This window comes from Actinomadura sp. J1-007, assembly GCF_009793335.1.
GTDB classification, from domain to species: Bacteria; Actinomycetota; Actinomycetes; order Streptosporangiales; family Streptosporangiaceae; genus Spirillospora; species Spirillospora yumaensis.
In genome coordinates, this window is record NZ_WING01000001.1 from 154,679 (window position 1) to 169,341 (window position 14,663).

A 14,663-nucleotide genomic window follows, 5' to 3' on the forward strand; every position below is an offset into this window, starting at 1 on the left:
GCGTCCGGTCACTTGACGGCCTCCAGGGCCTCTTCGAGGGTGAACGCCTGCGCGTAGAGGGCCTTGCCGACGATCGCGCCCTCCACGCCGTCCGGGACGAGGCCGGCGAGGGCGCGCAGGTCGTCCAGCGACGACACGCCGCCGGACGCGATGACGGGCTTGTCGGTACGGGAGCAGACCTCGCGCAGCAGCTCGGTGTTGGGGCCGCGCAGCGTGCCGTCCTTGGTCACGTCCGTCACGACGTAGCGGGGGCAGCCGTCGTCCTCCAGCCGGGCGAGGACCTCCCACAGGTCGCCGCCCTCGCGGGTCCAGCCGCGCGCGGCGAGGGTCGTGCCGCGCACGTCCAGGCCGACCGCGATCCGGTCCCCGTGCGAGGCGATGATCTTGCGGCACCAGGCGGGGTCCTCCAGCGCGGCGGTGCCGATGTTGACGCGCTCGCAGCCGGTGGCGAGCGCCGCCTCCAGGGACGCGTCGTCGCGGATGCCGCCGGACAGCTCCACCTTCGCGTCGAGCCGCCCGGTGACCTCGGCGAGCAGCTCCCGGTTGGACCCGCGCCCGAACGCGGCGTCGAGGTCGACCAGATGGATCCACTCCGCTCCCGCGCTCTGCCAGGCGAGCGCGGCGTCGAGCGGCGCGCCGTAGGAGGTCTCGGTGCCGGCCTCGCCCTGCACCAGGCGCACGGCCCGGCCGTCGGCGACGTCGACTGCGGGAAGGAGCGTCAGAGTCATGCGGAAACCTTATCCGTGCTCGTGGGAGGGCCGCCGCGGGCGCCGGGCGCTCCCCCGCACGGGGGGGCGGCGGGCACGCGGCGGGACGTCAGGTGAGGGTCTTGAGCCAGTTGCGGAGGACGTGGGCTCCGGCGTCGCCCGACTTCTCCGGGTGGAACTGGGTGGCGCACAGCGCGCCGTTCTCCACGGCGGCGACGAACCGGTCGCCGTGCTCGGCCCAGGTGACCGCCGGGGGCGTCAGCCGCCCGGACGGGTCGGGTTCGAGCTCCCAGCGGCGCACCGCGTAGGAGTGGACGAAGTAGAACCGCGTGTCCGCGTCCAGGCCGCGGAACAGGTCGGTGCCCTCCGGGGCCTCGACGGTGTTCCAGCCCATGTGGGGCAGGACGGGCGCGTCGAGCCGTTCGACCGTGCCGGGCCACTCGTCGCAGCCCTCGGTCGTGGCGCCGTGCTCGACGCCCTTGGAGAACAGGATCTGCATGCCGACGCAGATGCCGAGCACGGGCCGTCCCCCGGCGAGGCGGCGGCCGATGATCTGCTCGCCGCGGACGGCGCGCAGCCCGGCCATGCAGGCGGCGAACGCGCCGACGCCCGGGACGACCAGGCCGTCCGCGGCGAGCGCGGCGTCCCAGTCGGAGGTCACGGTCACCTCGGCGCCCGCGCGGGCGACGGCGCGCTCGGCCGAGCGCAGGTTGCCCGACCCGTAGTCCAGGACGGCGACCGAGGGGCTCACAGCCACATCACCCCCGCCGCCGCGGCCAGCGCGAACAGGACGAAGACGATCCCGGCGGCGATCTTGAGCCCCTGCCTGATGAAGCTGATCACGCCCATCAGCAGGAACACCGCCACGGCGAAGACCGCGACGTTGCCGTAGGTGAAGTGCAGGTCGCCGATGTCCACCGGTTACAGGGCCCCCTTGGTGGAGGGGATGCCGTGCACCTTCGGGTCGAGGGCGACCGCGTCGCGCAGCGCGCGGGCGAGGGCCTTGAACTGCGCCTCGACGATGTGGTGCGCGTTGCGCCCGTACGGGACGTGGACGTGCAGCGCGATCCGCGCGTTGGACACGAACGACTCGAACACGTGCCGGGTCATCGTCGTGTCGTACTCGGGGCCGATCATCGGGGCCATGCCCTCGGGCTCGACGTGCACCAGGTACGGGCGTCCCGACACGTCCACGGTGACCTGGGCGAGCGCCTCGTCCAGCGGGATCGACGCGTCGGCGAACCGGTGGATCCCGGCCATGTCGCCGAGCGCCTGCCGGAACGCCTGGCCGAGCGCGATCGCGGTGTCCTCGATCGTGTGGTGGCTGTCGATGTAGAGGTCGCCGGCCGTCTTCACCGTGAGGTCGAACGACCCGTGCTTGCCGAGCTGGGCGAGCATGTGGTCGAAGAAGCCGACGCCGGTCGCGACGTCGACCCGGCCGGTGCCGTCCAGGTCGATCTCGACGAGGACCCGCGTCTCCTTGGTCCCCCGTTCGACCTTCCCCCTGCGCGTCACAGAATCTCCTTGAGTGCGGTGCGGAAGGCGGCCGTCTCCGCGGGGGTGCCGACCGACACCCGCAGCCACTCGGGCGGTCCCACCTCCCGGATCAGCACGCCCCGTTCGAGCAGGCCCTCCCAGACGCGTCGGCGGTCCGGGAACGTCCCGAACAGCACGAAGTTGGCGTCGGAGTCGGCCACGGTCAGTCCCTCGCCGCGCAGCCACGCCACCAGCGCGTCGCGCTCGCGGCGCAGCGCGTCGACGGTGCCGAGCAGCTCCTCGCCGTGCGCGACGGCGGTGCGCGCGACCGCCTGGGTGACGGCCGACAGGTGGTACGGCAGCCGCACCAGCAGCAGCGCGTCGACCACGGCCGGGTCGGCGGCGAGGTAGCCGAGCCGGGTCCCGGCCATCGCGAACGCCTTGGACATCGTCCGGGTGACGATCAGCCGCGGGTTGCCGGGCAGCAGCGACAGCGCCGAGGGCGTGCCCGCCCGCCGGAACTCGCCGTACGCCTCGTCCACCACGACCATGCCGGGCGCGGCGTCCAGCGCGGCCTCGATCGCGTCGAGCGGCAGCGCTGTGCCGGTCGGGTTGTTGGGCGAGGTGAGGAACACCACGTCGGGGCGGTGCTCCTCGATCGCCGCGACGGCCCGTTCGGGCTCCAGCCCGAAGTCCTCGGCGCGGTGCGCGTCGATCCAGCCGGTGCCGGTCACCCTGGTGATCGTCGGGTGCATCGAGTAGGACGGCTCGAAGCCGAGCGCGGTGCGGCCGTGCCCGCCGAACGCCTGGAGGATCTGCTGGATGATCTCGTTGGACCCGTTCGCGGCCCACACGTTGCGCCCGGTGAGCCCGGCGCCGGGCGTGTCGGCGCAGAGGAACGCGGCGAGGTCGGCGCGCAGCGCGGCCGCGTCGCGGTCGGGGTAGCGGTTGAGGGACCCGGCGACGTCCATGACGGCCTCGCCGAGCGCCTTCACGAGCCGTTCGGACGGCGGGTAGGGGTTCTCGTTGGTGTTGAGGGCCACGGGCACGTCGAGCTGCGGCGCGCCGTACGGCTCGCGTCCGCGCAGGTCGTCGCGGAGCGGCAGGTCGTCGAGCGAGGTCACGGCCGCGCCTCCCCCTCGGCCGGGACGCGCCAGTCGAAGCGGGCCTTCAGCGCCGCGCCGTGGGCGGGCAGGTCCTCGGCCTCGGCGAGCGTCACGACGCGCGCGGTGGCCTCGGCGAGCGCGGCCTCGTCGTACTCCACGACGTGGATCCCGCGCAGGAACGACTGGACCGACAGGCCCGACGAGTGGCAGGCGCAGCCGCCGGTCGGCAGGACGTGGTTGGACCCGGCGAGGTAGTCGCCGAGCGACACCGGCGCGTGCGGGCCGACGAAGACCGCGCCCGCGTTGCGGACCCGGGCGGCGACCCCCGCGGCGTCGGCCGTCTGGATCTCCAGGTGCTCGGCCGCGTAGGCGTCGACGACCTTCAGGCCGTCCTCGACGCCGTCGACCAGGACGATGCCGGACTGCCGCCCGCCGAGCGCCTCGGTGATCCGCTCGGTGTGCCGGGTCCGCGCGACCTGCGCCTTCAGCTCGGCCTCGACCGCGTCGGCCAGCTCGACCGAGTCGGTGACCAGGACGGCGGCGGCGAGGGTGTCGTGCTCGGCCTGGCTGATCAGGTCGGCGGCGACGTGCACGGGGTCGGCGGTGCGGTCGGCGAGGACGGCGATCTCGGTCGGGCCCGCCTCGGAGTCGATCCCGATCACGCCCTTGAGCAGCCGCTTGGCCGCCGCGACCCAGATGTTGCCGGGCCCGGTGACCAGGTCGGCGCGCGGGCAGTCGCGGGTGCCGTAGGCGAACATCGCGACGGCCTGGGCGCCGCCCGCCGCGTACACCTCGTCCACGCCGAGCAGGGCGCAGGCGGCCAGGATCGCCGGGTGCGGCAGGCCCCCGAACTCCTTCTGCGCGGGCGAGGTGACGGCGAGGGACTCGACCCCGGCCTCCTGCGCGGGCACCACGTTCATGACCACGCTGGACGGGTAGACGGCGCGCCCGCCCGGCACGTACAGGCCGACCCGCCCGACCGGCACCCACCGCTCGGTGACCGTCCCGCCGGGGACGACCCGGGTGGTGACGTCGGCGCGGCGCTGGTCGCGGTGGACGAGCCGCGCCCGCCGGATGCTCTCCTCCAGCGCGTCCCGGACGGCCGGGTCGAGCCCGGCGAGCGCCTTGTGGATCTCGGCGACGGGGACGCGGGCGCTCTCCAGATCGACCCCGTCGAACGCCTTGGTGTACTCCCGTACCGCCTCGGAGCCGCGATGGCGCACGTCCTCGCAGATGGGCCGCACCTTGTCCAGGGCGGCCTCGACGTCGAGCTCGGCGCGGGGCAGCACGGAGCGCGGGTCGCCGGGAAGCGAGCCGCGCAGGTCGATACGGGAAATCACCCGTCCAGTCTACGGAGTGGCACCCGTCCCCCGTGCACCGTCTCACGTCCCGAGACGCACCCATCAGCCCCGGCCGCCCCGGGTTCGCGGACGGCGCGGACGGCGCGGACGGCCCGGACGGCCCGGACGGCCCGGACGGCCCGGACGGCCCGGACGGCGCGGCCTCGCGGACGGCGCGGACGGCGCGGACGGCGCGGACGGCGCGGACGGCGCGGACGGCGCGGACGGCGCGGACGGCGCGGACGGCGCGGACGGCGCGGACGGCGCGGACGGCGCGGACGGCGCGGACGGCGCGGACGGCGCGGACGGCGCGGACGGCGCGCCGTCCCCGGCGCGCGCCGCCCGGCTCAGACGGCGAGGGCGGCGTCGAGGACGGTGACGGCCGTCCCCGCCAGGCGGACGCGGTCGCCGCGCGTGGAGACCCGCACCAGGCCGCCGCGCTCGGACGCCTGGTAGCCCACGAGGTCGTCGCGGCCGAGCCGTCCGGCCCAGAACGGCCCGAGGGCGCAGTGGGCCGAGCCGGTCACCGGGTCCTCGCCGTCGCCGAGCAGGACGCGGGCGCCGAAGAACCGGGAGACGAAGTCGTACGCCCGGCCCGGTTCGGCGGCGGCCGTCGCGACGACCCCGCGCGCGTCGATCCGGCCGAGCGCCGCGATGTCGGGCGCGAGGCCCCGCACCGCCGCCTCGTCGGTAACCTCGACGACCAGGTCGTTCTGCGCGTTGCGGCCGACGCCGAGGAGCCGCGCGGGGGTCCCGCCGCCGAGCGCCTCGGCGAGCCCGGCGGGGGCGTCGGCGGGGACGGGCGGCACCGACGGGAAGTCCATCTCCAGCGCCCCGTCCGCGGCCCGCGTGACCGTCAGCACGCCGCTCTTGAGCGTCTGGAACCGGATCGGGCGGTCCGGCGCGACGGTCCCGGTGGCGTACAGGGCGTGCGCGGACGCCAGCGTGGCGTGCCCGCACAGCGCCACCTCGACCAGCGGCGTGAACCAGCGCAGCTCGAAGTCGGCGTCCGGCGCGTCGACCGGCCGGACGAACGCGGTCTCGGAGTGCTTCATCTCCGCGGCGACCCGCTGCATCCAGCCGGGGTCGGCGGCCTCGCCCAGCAGGCAGACGCCCGCGGGGTTCCCGGCGAACGGACGGTCGGTGAAAGCGTCGACGACGAGCATCCTCATGCCGACGAGCCTAGAACCGGCGGCTCCCGTTCCGACACGGCCAATCCCGACGAGTGGCCCGGTCCGCGGACGGGCCGGGGGTCAGGCCCGGGTGGGCGTACGGGGCGCGGCGGGGGCGAAGGGCGGGAGGTCCTCGCGGGCGGGGCCGGGCTCGTCGCGGAAGCGGGCGTCCCAGCGGCGCGGGCAGGCGGCGATCCAGCCGAGGACGAATCCGACGGCGAGGCTCGCCGCGCTCAGGAGCAGAAGGTTGAGCCACATGGGGCGCTCTCCACGGTCCGCCCGGGAGGCGAACCCCCGGGATCGGTCCCGAACGTAGCGGCGGCGGCCCGCCGGGGCGCGCGGACCGCGCGAAGTGGCCGGGGATGACCATGCCCCCGTGCCCCGAACGGGTGTGGCCCGTTCGGGTGATGACCCGTCCCGGATCCGGACGTACCCTGGCGCGGAGGGCGCCGCCCCTGGGCCGCCCCGAGCGTGGGAGGGCACGGTGACCGACCGGCTTGCGCTGTTCCCGCTGGGTACGGTCCTGTTCCCGGGCCTGGTGCTGCCGCTGCACCTGTTCGAGGACCGGTACCGCCTCCTGGTCCGCGACCTGCTCGAACGGCCCGAGCCGAGGCGGCTCGGGGTGGTCGGCATCGAGCTCGGCCACGAGGTCGGCGAAGGCGCCGCGCGGCGGCTCGCGGACGTCGGCTGCGTCGCCGAGCTGCGGGAGGTCACCCCGCATCCGGACGGCCGGTACGACATCGTCGCGGTCGGCGGCGACCGGTTCCGGCTCAAGGAGATCGACCGGGGCCGCCCGTACCTGCGCGGCGACGTGGAGATCCTGCCGGAGGAGCCCGGCGCCGAGCCCGGCCCGCTCGCGCGCCGCGTCCGGCAGCAGTTCCACCTGTACCGGCACCGGCTGGCCGCGGCTGGCGCCGACCCGGGCGACCCCGCGGACGGCCGCGGGGAGATCGAGCCGATCACGCTCCCGGACGACCCGGTGCGGCTGTCGTACCTGATCGCCGCGTCGATCGTGCTGGACGGGCACGAGAAGCAGCGGCTGCTGGAGGCCGAGGACGCCACGCTGCGGCTGCGCGCCGAACGCGACCTGCTCGCCCGCGAGAACCGCCTGCTGGACGTGCTGCCGACCGTCCCGGCGGGGCAGTTCCTGGACGGGTCGTTCACGCCCAACTGAGCCGCGCGCGGCGGGGTGCGGCGGCGCCGGAAGATCGGCGCGGGCACACTGGTGGCATGAGCCCAGCAAGGTCGACCGGAGGCAGGGGGACGCCCGCGACCGTCGCGGCGGCCGAGGCGGAGATCGAGTACACGCTGCACCCGTACGAGCCGCCCCCGGACGCCGAGTCGTACGGCGCGGCGGCGGCCGACGCGCTCGGCGTCCCGCACGAGCGGGTCTTCAAGACGCTGCTCGCCGAGGTGGACGGGCGGCTGACGGTCGGGGTGGTCCCGGTGTCGGGGACGCTGGACCTGAAGGCGCTCGCCGCCGCCGCGGGCGGGAAGAAGGCGCAGATGGCCGACCCGCGCGACGCCGAGCGCGCCACCGGGTACGTCGTCGGCGGGATCAGCCCGCTCGGGCAGCGCAGGCGGCTGCCGACGGTGGTGGACGAGTCGGCGTCAGGGTTCGCGACGGTCTACGTCTCGGCCGGACGGCGCGGACTCCAGATCGAGCTCGCCCCCGCCGACCTGGTCCGCCTCACCGGCGCCCGGCTCGCCGCCATCGCGCGCCGGTAGCCGCTTGACGATCATCTCCAGCAGCCCGTACACGGCGGCCGACACCAGCGGCCAGAACACCAGGACGCCGGTCGCGCGCAGGTCGGCGACCCCGGTGACGTTCCTGCCGTCGGGCGCGCCGCGCACCGCCCGGTGGAAGTCGGCCAGGCCGATCTGGTGGCCGACGCGCCAGGCCAGCAGCGACGCGGCGGCCCCGCCGACCACGAGCCCGAACAGCAGCGGCAGGTCGTTGCGGCGCCCGCCCGCGAGGTAGCCGGCGACGCCGCACAGCGCTCCGGCCACCAGGCCGATCAGGGCGAACCTGGCGTCCACGCCGATGGGCCCCTGCCCCTCGGGGTCGGCGAGCAGCGCCTCGCCCTGGATCACGACGTACGCCACGTCCGGGACGATCGCGTGCCAGAGGAGCCCGGCGAGCGGGCCGAGGACGGCCACGACCGCCGTGGTGACCGCCCAGGTTCGCAAGGCCCTCCCGGTCGGTCGCCGCACCTCGTACGCTCCTAGTGGAAAGGTCAGGTGCCCCGCGGGGGGCCACGTCCGCAAGGACGGCCGGGCGCCGTCCGGGCGAACCCCCAGGTGTCCCGGGGACCGCCACCGGGAATGATCCCGGCAGCGAAAGCCTAGCCTGCCCCGAACGGCCGATCGACAATCCAGCACTGTCCGATTCCCGCCCCCGAACGGCCCGATTCATCTGGAATAATGTGCCCGACATGTCCGGATTCAGTCCCGCGTTCGAACGCCTCGGCGCAGCCCTGGCCGCGGTCGTCCTCCAGCAGCAGGAGACCCTCGCCGAGTTCCTTCCGCGCGAGGACTGGAGCGCCGACCTGACCGCCCGCACGTACGCGAGCGGCGGCGTCACGGTGCGGGTGTCGCTGCTCGGCAGCTACGCCGCCCGCGAGCGCACCTGGCTGTGGGGCTGGGCCAACCCCCAGTTCGGCGACGGCCACCCCGCCGTCGGGCCGACCCTGGTCATCCCCGCCCTCGGCGAACGGCTCGGCATCCCCGAGTTCACCACGCCCGAGGTCGACCTGTCCTGGTACGAGGGGCCCGCCGGGCACGGCGGCGAGCTGATCGCGATGGCCGCCGGGGGCGTCCTCGGCGGAGGCGGCTACATCGGCGCCGGCTACGACGGCGGCTCGGCGTACCTCCACGTCGACGACCCGCAGGCCCCGCCCGCCGCGTGGGACCCGGTCCCGCTCCCCCGCCTGCTCATGAACGCGGTCAGCCTCTTCCCCCGCGACCCGCGCCTCACCCTGGCGCGCCTGCTGAGCCACCACCGCGTCCCGTACCGCGAGACCGACGGCCTCACCGAGCTCCGCCTCCGCGACGGGGGCCGCGCCCGCGCCCACTTCGACGGCATGGGCCGCTTCACCCACTGGGAAGGGCGGACCGTCTCCAAGCCCCGCCCCACGGCCCTCGCCTGACCCGACAAGCACGGACGGGCTGAGGCTTCCCTAGGCACGGCGCGCGGTTCCTAGGCGCAGCGTGCGGCGGCCGTCCTCGCTCGGGCTGGAGCGGGACGGCCGCCGCGGGTTCCTTCAGAGGCTTCGGTAGGTCAGCCCAGGCAGGACGGGCCCAGGAGCTGCTTGAGGTCGCCCATCAGGGCGGGGGACGGGGCCACGCGCAGCTTGTCGTCCAGGCGGACGACCGTGATGCGGGGGCCGTTCTGGAGGTGGAGGTGCACCTCGGCGGAGCCGGGGTGGGTGACCAGGACCTCCTTCAGCCGGGACACGACCGGCGGGGTGCAGCGGCCCAGCGGGAGCGTGACCGAGAGCGGGCCGGTCGCGTCGGTGATGGTCAGGTCCGGCTGGATCACCTCCATCGCGATGATCTTCGCGACGTCCTCGCGGCGGTCCAGGCGGCCCTTGACGACGAGGATGGCGTCCTCGGCGAGCAGGGTGGAGCAGAGCTGGTACGACGACGGGAAGCACATGACCTCGATCGAGCCCCCGAGGTCCTCCAGCTGGAACATCGCCCACGAGTTGCCCTGCTTGGTCACCTTGCGCTGGAGGCCCGACAGCAGCCCGGCGACGACGACCACCTGGCCGTCGGGGCGCTCGCCGCCGTTCAGGACGGCGATCGTGCAGTCGGCCTCGCGCTCCAGGATGTGCTCGACGCCGAGCAGCGGGTGGTCGGAGACGTACAGGCCGAGCATCTCCCGCTCGAACGCCAGGAGGGTGGTCTTGTCCCACTCCTCCCCCTCCGGGATCACGACGGCGAACGCGTCGTCGCCGCCGTCGTTCTCCAGGGCGCCGAACAGCGAGTCCTGCCCGATCGCCTCCTTGCGCTTGATGTCGATGACCGAGTCGATCGCCTGCTCGTGCACCATCAGCAGGGCCTTGCGCTCGTGGCCGAGCTCGTCGAACCCGCCCGCCTTGATCAGCGACTCCACGACCCGCTTGTTGCAGACGATCGGCGGGACCTTGTTGAGGAAGTCGTTGAAGTCGGCGTAGGCGCCCTTCTCCCTGCGCGCGGCGACGATGCCGTCCACCACGTTCGTGCCGACGTTGCGGACGGCCGACAGGCCGAAGCGGATCTCGGTGTCGCCGAGCGGGGTGAAGTCGGCCTCGGAGGTGTTGACGTCGGGCGGCAGCACCTTCAGGCCCATGCGGCGGCACTCCGACAGGTAGAGCGCGCTCTTGTCCTTGTCGTCGCCGACGGAGGTGAGCAGGCCCGCCATGTACTCGGCCGGGTAGTTGGCCTTGAGGTACGCCGTCCAGTACGACACCAGCCCGTACGCGGCGGAGTGCGCCTTGTTGAACGCGTAGTCGGAGAACGGGACGAGGATGTCCCACAGGGTCTTGACGGCCTCCTTCGAGAAGCCGTTGTCGATCATCCCCTGCTCGAAGCCGACGAACTGGGCGTCCAGCTCGGCCTTCTTCTTCTTGCCCATGACGCGGCGGAGCAGGTCCGCCTTGCCGAGCGTGTAGCCCGCCACCTTCTGCGCGATCGCCATGACCTGCTCCTGGTAGACGATCAGGCCGTAGGTCGTGTCGAGGATCTCCCTGAGCGGCTCCTCCAGTTCCGGGTGGATCGGGGTGATCTCCTGCTGGCCGTTCTTGCGCAGCGCGTAGTTGGTGTGCGAGTTGGCGCCCATCGGGCCCGGCCGGTAGAGGGCGCCGACGGCGGAGATGTCCTCGAAGTTGTCGGGCTTCATCAGCCGCAGCAGCGAGCGCATCGGGCCGCCGTCGAACTGGAACACCCCGAGCGTGTCGCCGCGCGCCAGCAGGTCGTAGGTCGGCTGGTCGTCGAGCGGCAGCGAGAGCAGGTCGACGTCGATGCCCTTGTTCTTCTTGATGCCCTTGAGCGCGTCGTCGATGATCGTCAGGTTGCGCAGGCCGAGGAAGTCCATCTTCAGCAGGCCGAGCGTCTCGCAGGTCGGGTAGTCGAACTGCGTGATGATCGCGCCGTCGGCGTCGCGGCGCATCACCGGCACGTGGTCGGTGATCGTCTCGCCGGACATGATGATCCCGGCGGCGTGCACGCCGGTCTGCCGGATCAGCCCTTCGAGGCCCTGCGCCAGGTCCATGATCTGCTTGACGTCGGCCTCGTCCTCGTACAGCTTGCGCAGCTCGCCCGCCTCGCCGTAGCGCGGGTGCTTGTCGTCGAAGATCCCCGACAGCGGGATGTCCTTGCCCATCACGGCGGGCGGGAACGCCTTGGAGATGCGGTCGCCGAGCGCGTACGGGAAGCCGAGGACGCGGCCCGCGTCCTTGATGGCGGCCTTCGCCTTGATGGTGCCGAACGTGGCGATGTAGGCGACCTTGTCCTCGCCCCACTTCTCGGTGGTGTAGCGGATCACCTCGGCCCGCCGGTCTTCAGGGAAGTCGATGTCGATGTCGGGCATCGAGGCGCGCTCGGGGTTGAGGAACCGCTCGAAGATCAGCCCGTGCGGGATCGGGTCGAGGTCGGTGATCCCCATCGCGTAGGCGATCAGCGAGCCCGCGGCGCTGCCGCGCCCGGGGCCCACCAGGATGCCGTTCTCCTTGGCCCACATGATGAAGTCGGCGACGACGAGGAAGTACGACGGGTAGCCCTTGCCGAGGATGACGCCCATCTCGTACTCGGCCTGCTCCCGGTACCCGTCGGGCAGGCCGTCCGGGAAGCGGCGCTCCAGCCCCTTCCAGACCTCCTTGCGGAACCAGGTCTCCTCGGTCTCGCCCTCCGGCACCGGGAAGCGGGGGCTGAGGTCCCGGTACTCGAACATCCCCTCCGGCTCGACCCGTTCGGCGATCATCAGGGTGTTCTTGCAGCCCTCCAGCCACGCCTCGGACTGGTCGATCGAGCGCATCTCGTCGGCGGTCTTGAGGTAGTAGCCGCTGCCGTTGAACCGGAACCGGTCGGGGTCGGCGAGCTGCTTGCCCACCTGCACGCACAGCAGCGCGTCGTGCGCCGTGGCCTCGCTCTCGTGCGTGTAGTGCGAGTCGTTGGTCACCACCGGCGGGATGTTGAGCTTCTTGCCGATGTCGAGCAGGCCCTGGCGGACGCGCTGCTCGATGTCGAGCCCGTGGTCCATCAGCTCCAGGAAGTAGTTGTCCTTGCCGAGGATGTCCTGGAACGTCGCCGCGGCCTTCAGCGCCTCGTCGAACTGCCCGAGCCGCAGCCGCGTCTGGACCTTGCCGGACGGGCAGCCCGTCGTCGCCATCAGCCCGTCGGCGTGCTCGGCGAGGAGCTCCTCGTCCATCCGCGCGTACTTGAAGACGAAGCCCTCGGTGAACGCCCGGCTCGACAGCTTGAACAGGTTGTGCAGGCCCGTCCGGTTACGCGCCCACAGCGTCTTGTGGTTGATCAGGCCGCCGCCGGAGACGTCGTCGCGCTTCTGGCTCGGCTCGCCCCACTGGACCTTCTTCTTGTGGTAGCGGGACTCGGGCGCCATGTACGCCTCGATCCCGATGATCGGCGTCACCCCGGCCGCCGTGGCCTGCTTGTGGAAGTCGTAGGCCCCGTGCATGTTGCCGTGGTCGGTCATCGCGATCGCGGGCATCTTCTGCCGGCCGACCTCTTCGAACATCTGCTTCAACCGCGCGGCGCCGTCCAGCATCGAGTACTCCGTATGGACATGCAGATGAACGAACGAGTCGGCCATGCCTTCTGCGCCTCCAGCTTTCGCATGCGACCGCCCGCGTGCGGTCCGCACGCGTCGGCGCCCTCTAGGTCCCGGGGGAAGATCGCCACCCCGGAACGCGCTCCGGAATGACGCGGTCCTGAGAGCCTAACCCGCCCCGCCGCCCGCCCGTGCCCCGACACTCCGGATGCCCCATCCGCCCCGAACACCCCACTACCCACCGTTGCCGGCCGCCCCCGCCCGGCCCGCCTCCGCCGCCGTTTCCGGCCGTCAGCGGGTGTCTCAGGGAACGAGACGCGGCGTCCGGAAGTTGACGCGGCATCGTCCCGGCCCCGTACCATTGCGGGCATGGAACGTCGCTGTTTCGGCTTTACGCGGCCGGCTCCGGGTGAGCCGGTCCACGCGACCTGAGCGACGACCCCGGAGCCGGCGAGAGGCAGAGCCCACGAGGGCTCTGCCTTTTTCATGGTCGAGCACCGCTCATCCGAGAGCGCGGCCCCGGGCGCGGACGGCACGTTCCCTGCGCGGACGGCCGCCCGCGAGAGAGGGAACCCCCACATGACCGATCCGACGACCGAGCCCGCCAACGGCGGCGCGCCCCGGGCCGCGGAGCAGCACGGCCCGGCCGGGCTGACGCTGCGGCTGGACGGCCCCGCCGCCCCCGCCACGCTGCCGGAGGCGCGCGCCGCGATCGACGAGATCGACGCCGCCCTGGCCGTGCTGCTGGAGCGCCGTGCGGGCATCGCGGCCGTCGTCCAGCGGCTCAAGCCCGTCGGCGGCTTCGCCGGGCGCGACCCCGAGCGGGAGCGCCGGATCGTCGAGGCGATGGCCCTGCGCGCCCCGTCCCTCGGCGCCGAGCGGCTCTCCCGCATCATGGCCGCCGTGATCGAGGCCGGCCTGGAGGCCGCCGAAGACCGCTCCCGCCGCACGGTCTGACCGCCGTGGACGTCCAAGCCCGCCCGGCCCGGAACCGCCGCCCGCGAACGGCCCGGACGCGGTCCGGAGCGCCGTGCGGGACGGGCTCGGCGTCGGGCTGGCCGTCGGGGTGTCGGGGTTCGCGTACGGCGCGGCGGCGGTCACGGCCGGGCTGTCGGCCGCGCAGGCGTGCATGCTGAGCCTGCTGGCGTTCACCGGCGCCTCGCAGTTCGCGCTGGCCGGGGTGGTCGGCGGGGGCGGCGGGCTGGTCGCCGGGACGCTCGGCGCCGTCCTGCTCGGCGGCCGCAACGCCCTCTACGGCCTGCGCCTCGCGGACGTCCTGCGCGTGCGGGGCGTGCGGCGGGTCCTCACCGCCCACGTGGTGATCGACGAGACGACCGCCGTCGCCACCGCCCAGCCCGACCGGGCGTCGGCGCGGACCGGCTTCTTCACGACCGGGCTCACCCTCTACGCGACCTGGAACGCCACGACGCTGCTCGGCGCCCTCGGCGCCGCCCGGCTCGGCGATCCGGAGCGGTACGGCCTGGACGTGCTCGGCCCCGCGGTGTTCCTCGCGCTGCTCTGGCCGAGGCTGACCGCCGGGCGCGCCGAGGCGCGCGTCGCGGCGGCCGCCGCGGTGATCGCCATCGCGGCCACCCCGCTCCTGCCGTCCGGCGTGCCCGTCATGCTGGCCGCCACCGCGACCCTCGCGGGCTTCCTCCCCACCCGCCGCCGCCGTGCCGAGGACCCGCAGGACCCGCAGGACCCAGCCGACACGCCCGATACAGGCGGCACGGGCGGCACGCGGGGCACGGAAGCGGGAGGCGGCTCGTGAACGTGTGGATCGCGGTGATCGTGACGGGGCTCGGCTGCTACGCGCTCAAGTTCGGCGGCCTGGTGATGCCGCAGCGGATCCTGGACGACCCGAGGGTGCGGCGCTTCACCGAGCTCGTCCCGGTGGCGCTGCTCACCGCCCTGATCGCCGTCCAGACGCTCGCGGCGGACGGCCCGTCGCTGGAGCTGGACGCGCCGAGGCTCGCCGGGCTCGGCGCCGCCGTCGGCGCGCTGCTGCTGCGCGCGCCGTTCCTGGTGGTGCTGGCCGTGGCCGCCGCCGTCGCCGCCGGCCTCCGCCTCGCCGGTCTCTGACACCGCCGCCC

17 protein-coding genes are annotated in these 14,663 nt (G+C 73.9%); 7 read left to right on the top strand and 10 right to left on the bottom strand.

Annotation, left to right across the window (positions count from 1 at the left end; genetic code table 11):
• Window positions 1-8 precede the first annotated feature (8 nt).
• The 6 genes from priA to hisD all read right to left on the bottom strand — a co-directional run bounded on the left by priA (window position 9) and on the right by hisD (window position 4,629).
• Window positions 9-728: a bifunctional 1-(5-phosphoribosyl)-5-((5-phosphoribosylamino)methylideneamino)imidazole-4-carboxamide isomerase/phosphoribosylanthranilate isomerase PriA gene (priA, locus tag GEV43_RS00715; protein ID WP_160819053.1), complete on the bottom strand. Its 720-nt coding sequence runs from the start codon at window positions 726-728 to the stop codon at window positions 9-11.
• Window positions 729-816: 88 nt separating this feature from the next.
• Window positions 817-1,458, bottom strand: coding sequence for an imidazole glycerol phosphate synthase subunit HisH (hisH, locus tag GEV43_RS00720; RefSeq protein WP_160819054.1), 642 nt, complete (start codon window positions 1,456-1,458; stop codon window positions 817-819).
• Window positions 1,455-1,625, bottom strand: a complete 171-nt coding sequence (locus GEV43_RS46720; RefSeq protein WP_164717161.1) for a hypothetical protein — start codon at window positions 1,623-1,625, stop codon at window positions 1,455-1,457. The genes hisH and GEV43_RS46720 overlap by 4 nt, the downstream gene beginning before the upstream one ends.
• A gap of 3 nt (window positions 1,626-1,628) precedes the next feature.
• Window positions 1,629-2,222 carry an imidazoleglycerol-phosphate dehydratase HisB gene (gene hisB, locus GEV43_RS00725; RefSeq protein ID WP_160819055.1) on the bottom strand — a complete coding sequence of 198 codons (594 nt, stop codon included), beginning with the start codon at window positions 2,220-2,222 and terminating at the stop codon, window positions 1,629-1,631.
• Window positions 2,219-3,307 (bottom strand): histidinol-phosphate transaminase, encoded by a 1,089-nt coding sequence (locus GEV43_RS00730; RefSeq protein ID WP_160819056.1) that lies wholly within the window; start codon window positions 3,305-3,307, stop codon window positions 2,219-2,221. The genes hisB and GEV43_RS00730 overlap by 4 nt, the downstream gene beginning before the upstream one ends.
• Complete coding sequence (hisD, locus tag GEV43_RS00735; RefSeq protein WP_160819057.1) at window positions 3,304-4,629, bottom strand: histidinol dehydrogenase; 1,326 nt, start codon at window positions 4,627-4,629, stop codon at window positions 3,304-3,306. Before hisD ends, GEV43_RS00730 begins: the two co-directional genes overlap by 4 nt.
• Window positions 4,630-4,645: 16 nt before the next feature.
• Between hisD and GEV43_RS49040 the strand changes: the two genes are divergently transcribed.
• A complete protein-coding gene (locus GEV43_RS49040) occupies window positions 4,646-5,008 on the top strand; it encodes a hypothetical protein (protein WP_241682721.1) in 363 nt (120 codons plus the stop codon).
• On the opposite strand, the gene GEV43_RS00745 is transcribed toward GEV43_RS49040, so the two are convergent.
• Together GEV43_RS00745 and GEV43_RS00750 are read right to left on the bottom strand one after the other, a co-directional pair.
• The gene (locus GEV43_RS00745; protein WP_160819058.1) at window positions 4,977-5,801 is read right to left on the bottom strand and encodes a PhzF family phenazine biosynthesis protein; all 825 of its coding nucleotides are present in this window, start codon (window positions 5,799-5,801) and stop codon (window positions 4,977-4,979) included. The genes GEV43_RS49040 and GEV43_RS00745 overlap by 32 nt on opposite strands.
• Before the next feature lie 81 nt (window positions 5,802-5,882).
• Window positions 5,883-6,059 carry a hypothetical protein gene (locus tag GEV43_RS00750; RefSeq protein ID WP_160819059.1) on the bottom strand — a complete coding sequence of 59 codons (177 nt, stop codon included), beginning with the start codon at window positions 6,057-6,059 and terminating at the stop codon, window positions 5,883-5,885.
• Between the two features lie 226 nt (window positions 6,060-6,285).
• Between GEV43_RS00750 and GEV43_RS00755 the strand changes: the two genes are divergently transcribed.
• Window positions 6,286-6,975, top strand: a complete 690-nt coding sequence (locus GEV43_RS00755) for an LON peptidase substrate-binding domain-containing protein (RefSeq protein WP_160819060.1) — start codon at window positions 6,286-6,288, stop codon at window positions 6,973-6,975.
• Between the two features lie 56 nt (window positions 6,976-7,031).
• Window positions 7,032-7,529 (top strand): Cys-tRNA(Pro) deacylase, encoded by a 498-nt coding sequence (ybaK, locus tag GEV43_RS00760; RefSeq protein ID WP_160819061.1) that lies wholly within the window; start codon window positions 7,032-7,034, stop codon window positions 7,527-7,529.
• On the opposite strand, the gene GEV43_RS00765 is transcribed toward ybaK, so the two are convergent.
• On the bottom strand, window positions 7,413-7,991 hold the full coding sequence (locus GEV43_RS00765; RefSeq protein ID WP_164717162.1) for a hypothetical protein: 579 nt from the start codon (window positions 7,989-7,991) through the stop codon (window positions 7,413-7,415). The genes ybaK and GEV43_RS00765 overlap by 117 nt on opposite strands.
• A gap of 245 nt (window positions 7,992-8,236) precedes the next feature.
• Between GEV43_RS00765 and GEV43_RS00770 the strand changes: the two genes are divergently transcribed.
• Window positions 8,237-8,950: a DUF6882 domain-containing protein gene (locus tag GEV43_RS00770; RefSeq protein WP_160819062.1), complete on the top strand. Its 714-nt coding sequence runs from the start codon at window positions 8,237-8,239 to the stop codon at window positions 8,948-8,950.
• Window positions 8,951-9,081: 131 nt separating this feature from the next.
• Here GEV43_RS00770 and dnaE read toward each other — a convergent pair whose 3' ends face one another.
• The gene (gene dnaE / locus GEV43_RS00775) at window positions 9,082-12,612 is read right to left on the bottom strand and encodes a DNA polymerase III subunit alpha (protein WP_160819063.1); all 3,531 of its coding nucleotides are present in this window, start codon (window positions 12,610-12,612) and stop codon (window positions 9,082-9,084) included.
• Window positions 12,613-13,149: 537 nt separating this feature from the next.
• Between dnaE and GEV43_RS00780 the strand changes: the two genes are divergently transcribed.
• From GEV43_RS00780 to GEV43_RS00790, 3 genes are all read left to right on the top strand, one after another.
• On the top strand, window positions 13,150-13,527 hold the full coding sequence (locus GEV43_RS00780) for a chorismate mutase (RefSeq protein WP_160819064.1): 378 nt from the start codon (window positions 13,150-13,152) through the stop codon (window positions 13,525-13,527).
• Window positions 13,528-13,600: 73 nt separating this feature from the next.
• Window positions 13,601-14,341 carry an AzlC family ABC transporter permease gene (locus GEV43_RS00785; RefSeq protein ID WP_160819065.1) on the top strand — a complete coding sequence of 247 codons (741 nt, stop codon included), beginning with the start codon at window positions 13,601-13,603 and terminating at the stop codon, window positions 14,339-14,341.
• Complete coding sequence (locus GEV43_RS00790; RefSeq protein WP_160819066.1) at window positions 14,338-14,652, top strand: AzlD domain-containing protein; 315 nt, start codon at window positions 14,338-14,340, stop codon at window positions 14,650-14,652. The genes GEV43_RS00785 and GEV43_RS00790 overlap by 4 nt, the downstream gene beginning before the upstream one ends.
• Window positions 14,653-14,663 lie beyond the last annotated feature (11 nt).